This window comes from Paenisporosarcina sp. P4_E4_2 (assembly GCF_056401595.1).
In genome coordinates this window covers 1-3229 of sequence record NZ_JBFUJC010000346.1, presented here as the reverse complement: position 1 = coordinate 3229, position 3229 = coordinate 1, and the positions used below count along the sequence as shown (strand labels likewise).

The window sequence follows — 3229 nt, the reverse complement described above, 5'->3', positions numbered from 1 at the left end:
GTTCTAGGAGTAATTGCTTTGCTATATACGGTAATCTATAACATTTTCTTTGAAACCGATATTCCATTGTTGGTAGTGATTGTTTTACTTACTGCATTCATTCTTTACCGTCATCGTGCTAATATCACCCGGATCAAAGCGGGAACCGAGCCAAAAGTGAAGTGGATATAATACAATACGATTAGACCACGAAAGGTTGGTGTTGCATGAAAATCGTGATTTCACATGAAGCAATGCAATGGTTTAAAGAAGACATGGAAGCAAAAGCCGGCGAATATATTCGGTTTTACGCCCGCTACGGCGGCTCCAGTCAGCTCCATGACGGATTTTCACTCGGTGTAACGAAAGAGCAACCGATGGAACTATCCGTTGAATTAGTTGAAGAAGATATTCATTTTTACATTGAAGACCGAGATATTTGGTATTTTGACGGGCATGATTTACATGTCACTGTTGATCCGAAACAAAAAGAACTTACATATTCATACGTAAAATAAGACAAAGCAGACGGTATCCATTCCGTCTGCTTTGTCTTATTTTTTTGTAACTTTTGATGGTTGCTTTTTCATCTCTATTAATGGGCAATAAGCAATATAGAATCATCAAAAAAGTATATAAAAAAACAGATAGACCGTAAACCCTATCTGCTCTTCTTTATTTTATTAATATTGTCTTTCATTTTCTTATTTAAATTGAGAAGGTAACTCTCATCTTTTTCACGCTTTGGTAACGTTCCAGACGGCTTATCCGTTAAGAAGGTAGTTTTCTTCTTTTCTTCTCCCAATGGATCAACTCCCATACAAATCTTTGTACAATTATACTGTCTGTATGGTCAAGATATGAGAGGTTTAAACAAAAAAGACTAAGAATATTCATAAGCTACCCTTTCACTTCATTGAACGGCTATCTCTTAAACGATCTACAGCTTCATCGCTTCTCTTAAATAAATCCCTTGTATACAATGATGGTGAAGTTCGTGGAGCTGTTCGAGTAGCCTTCTCTCGTAAAAAAGGAGACTTAACCTTACCTCTGCGTCTTTTAGCTACAGTTACTACCATACCTTCTGTTGTACTTGTACGCTCTACCATTTTCTCCACTCCTTTACTATCATTTACCCTTATTCTATCAAACTTATACTTTTTTATCTATAATGTTGACCACTTAAGAAACTCACTCTTCAAGTGGTTTTTTTAACCAACTATGTATCATAGAAAGATTAATAATATGATCTATATCAATATCCAAAACATGTTCCTTTTCCGATTCAATAGAAATGACTACTGGAAATATTTTTTCGAGATATGGAATGAGGACGGTATGCTTGTCTATATGAACGACTACTTTCTCATTTATGGAATTCATTTGTTCATCCGTAATATTAACTCCAAGAATTGTACCTACTTCTTGCCTAAAGAAATTATCATTGTTTTTCTTGAATACCGTGATATTTTGTCTGCAAGTTTCTCCATAGGAATATAAAAAATCTTCTAAACTCTCCTGATAATTCTCAATTTCATGCCATTCTTGAGTTTCAAAAGAAGATATTTGCATCCTGTCCAATATATCTGTGAATTGCAAACTTCTATTTTGTGTTTGAACAATAACCTTCTGCATTTCCTCATTGATGCTTTCCACATCATTGATTTGTTCCATTTCAGCTCCGCCGATTTTCTTAATAGTTGGAGTTAAAAACAAGGCTAAATCAACAAAGATGAACATCCCTGCTAACAATGTGTATCGTTGCCATTCTTGCACATTAAAACCAGTCTGATTAAGCAACAGCACAACCCCAATAATGAAAAGGAAATACCATGTTCTCCGCAAATTTTGTTTATGCTTCTTAAAAAATCCTTCAAATGCCCAACTTATGTATAGAATTACCGCCGCAAAGCCAATAAGAATGAACCACTTGTTTTTTTGGGTAAAGGAGAGAATTGAATCGCCCCATATCAGCTTTACCAAAAACAGAACTATTATAAGAATTATTGGTCCTAGAACCTTTTTGTTGAGGAGATTCTTGTACCATCTATTTGATTCCAGTTGATTTTCTAACATGATTCACCCCCACCTAATTTTACCATAATTTACGTATAGAGACTCCATAAGTGATGTAATATTCCTTCTATTTGCAAATTAAATAATATTAATGTTAGGAGAAAGTTTTCTATTATATTGGTTCTCTTCCGATACTCATCTTTCCACTATCAATTAAGTAAAACCTAAGACAAAACCCACTTTGAGCGTCAACTCAAAGTGGGTTTTCTAATTGGCAAAACGTTGCAATTGGTTCAGCATATTTTCTTTACGTAAGATCGCTTCCTGATGCTGTCCGAATAAATCAAAATGTGGATAAGCTTCCTTGTAGTCGATCCATTCAGCCTTCAAGCCATATTGCTTTCCCCACGTAATCAATCGTTCTACGTCTGCGCAACCGACTTTCGTAACCGTCTTGCATCCCGGGAATCGGTCATCCAGCCAGTAATGCGTCAAAAATGCGATCTCGCCTCTGCTGACTGCTTCTTTCCATGCCGTCAACTCGTCGCGTTTCAATCCAAAAGCCATCAGCTCTTCACCTTGGCGATTTCTGCATATGTAGCGTCCCACTCTGCATTCACTTTTTTAAGCGATACAGGTCGGAATGTTTCTTTTTTCACCAAAACATGTTCTGACTTTGCTGTTGCTGCTACCGTTCCATCCTCATGTAAGATCTCGTAACCATAGGTTGTTCGAAGTTTACCATGAGACTCAACCCATGTGCGAACAGTTGCTTTCTGACCATATTTCAACGACGCTTTATATTGGATACTCAAATCGATCACTGGTGATAAATAGCCTTCACTTTCCAGTCCGGCATACGTGTAGCCTAAATCTTCAATCAGGCTGGTTCTTCCGATTTCCATCCATACCAAGTAGTTGGCATGGTAAACGACACCCATTTGGTCTGTTTCGGCATAACGGATTTCAATTTCTTTTTCACTGACAAACATCTTGCTCACCTCTTGCACCATTATACAAAATTGAGCAAGAAAAAGCAGTTACACGACTTTCAAGGCTGATAGTTGTTTCTTATCAATTTTTCCGACATGCGTTTTCGGCAGTTCTGGTAACACCACAAATTTTTTCGGGATTTTATAGCCTCCTAAAAATAGACGGCAATGGTCGGTCAATTGAGTTTCTTCAAATAGAGCAGGGTCACTCAATGAAATGAATGCGGTAACGACTTCTCCCC

7 protein-coding genes are annotated in these 3229 nt (G+C 37.1%); 1 reads left to right on the top strand and 6 read right to left on the bottom strand.

What is annotated here, in order from left to right; translation table 11 throughout:
* Nucleotides 1-206: 206 nt before the first annotated feature.
* Entirely contained in the window at nucleotides 207-497 is a 291-nt protein-coding gene (locus AC1DSB_RS16835; RefSeq protein ID WP_342543702.1) for a HesB/YadR/YfhF family protein, read from the top strand.
* 143 nt (nucleotides 498-640) lie between these two features.
* Here AC1DSB_RS16835 and AC1DSB_RS16830 read toward each other — a convergent pair whose 3' ends face one another.
* From AC1DSB_RS16830 to AC1DSB_RS16805, 6 genes are all read right to left on the bottom strand, one after another.
* Nucleotides 641-784 carry a hypothetical protein gene (locus AC1DSB_RS16830; RefSeq protein WP_342543701.1) on the bottom strand — a complete coding sequence of 48 codons (144 nt, stop codon included), beginning with the start codon at nucleotides 782-784 and terminating at the stop codon, nucleotides 641-643.
* A gap of 103 nt (nucleotides 785-887) precedes the next feature.
* Entirely contained in the window at nucleotides 888-1088 is a 201-nt protein-coding gene (locus tag AC1DSB_RS16825) for a hypothetical protein (RefSeq protein ID WP_342543700.1), read from the bottom strand.
* Between the two features lie 82 nt (nucleotides 1089-1170).
* The gene (locus tag AC1DSB_RS16820; protein WP_477532619.1) at nucleotides 1171-2055 is read right to left on the bottom strand and encodes a type II toxin-antitoxin system SpoIISA family toxin; all 885 of its coding nucleotides are present in this window, start codon (nucleotides 2053-2055) and stop codon (nucleotides 1171-1173) included.
* 207 nt (nucleotides 2056-2262) lie between these two features.
* Entirely contained in the window at nucleotides 2263-2562 is a 300-nt protein-coding gene (locus tag AC1DSB_RS16815; protein WP_477532620.1) for a hypothetical protein, read from the bottom strand.
* A complete protein-coding gene (locus AC1DSB_RS16810) occupies nucleotides 2562-2987 on the bottom strand; it encodes an acyl-CoA thioesterase (protein ID WP_477532621.1) in 426 nt (141 codons plus the stop codon). Before AC1DSB_RS16810 ends, AC1DSB_RS16815 begins: the two co-directional genes overlap by 1 nt.
* Nucleotides 2988-3035: 48 nt before the next feature.
* A partial coding sequence (locus AC1DSB_RS16805) for an AMP-binding enzyme (RefSeq protein ID WP_477587169.1) occupies nucleotides 3036-3229 on the bottom strand: 194 nt, incomplete at its 5' end.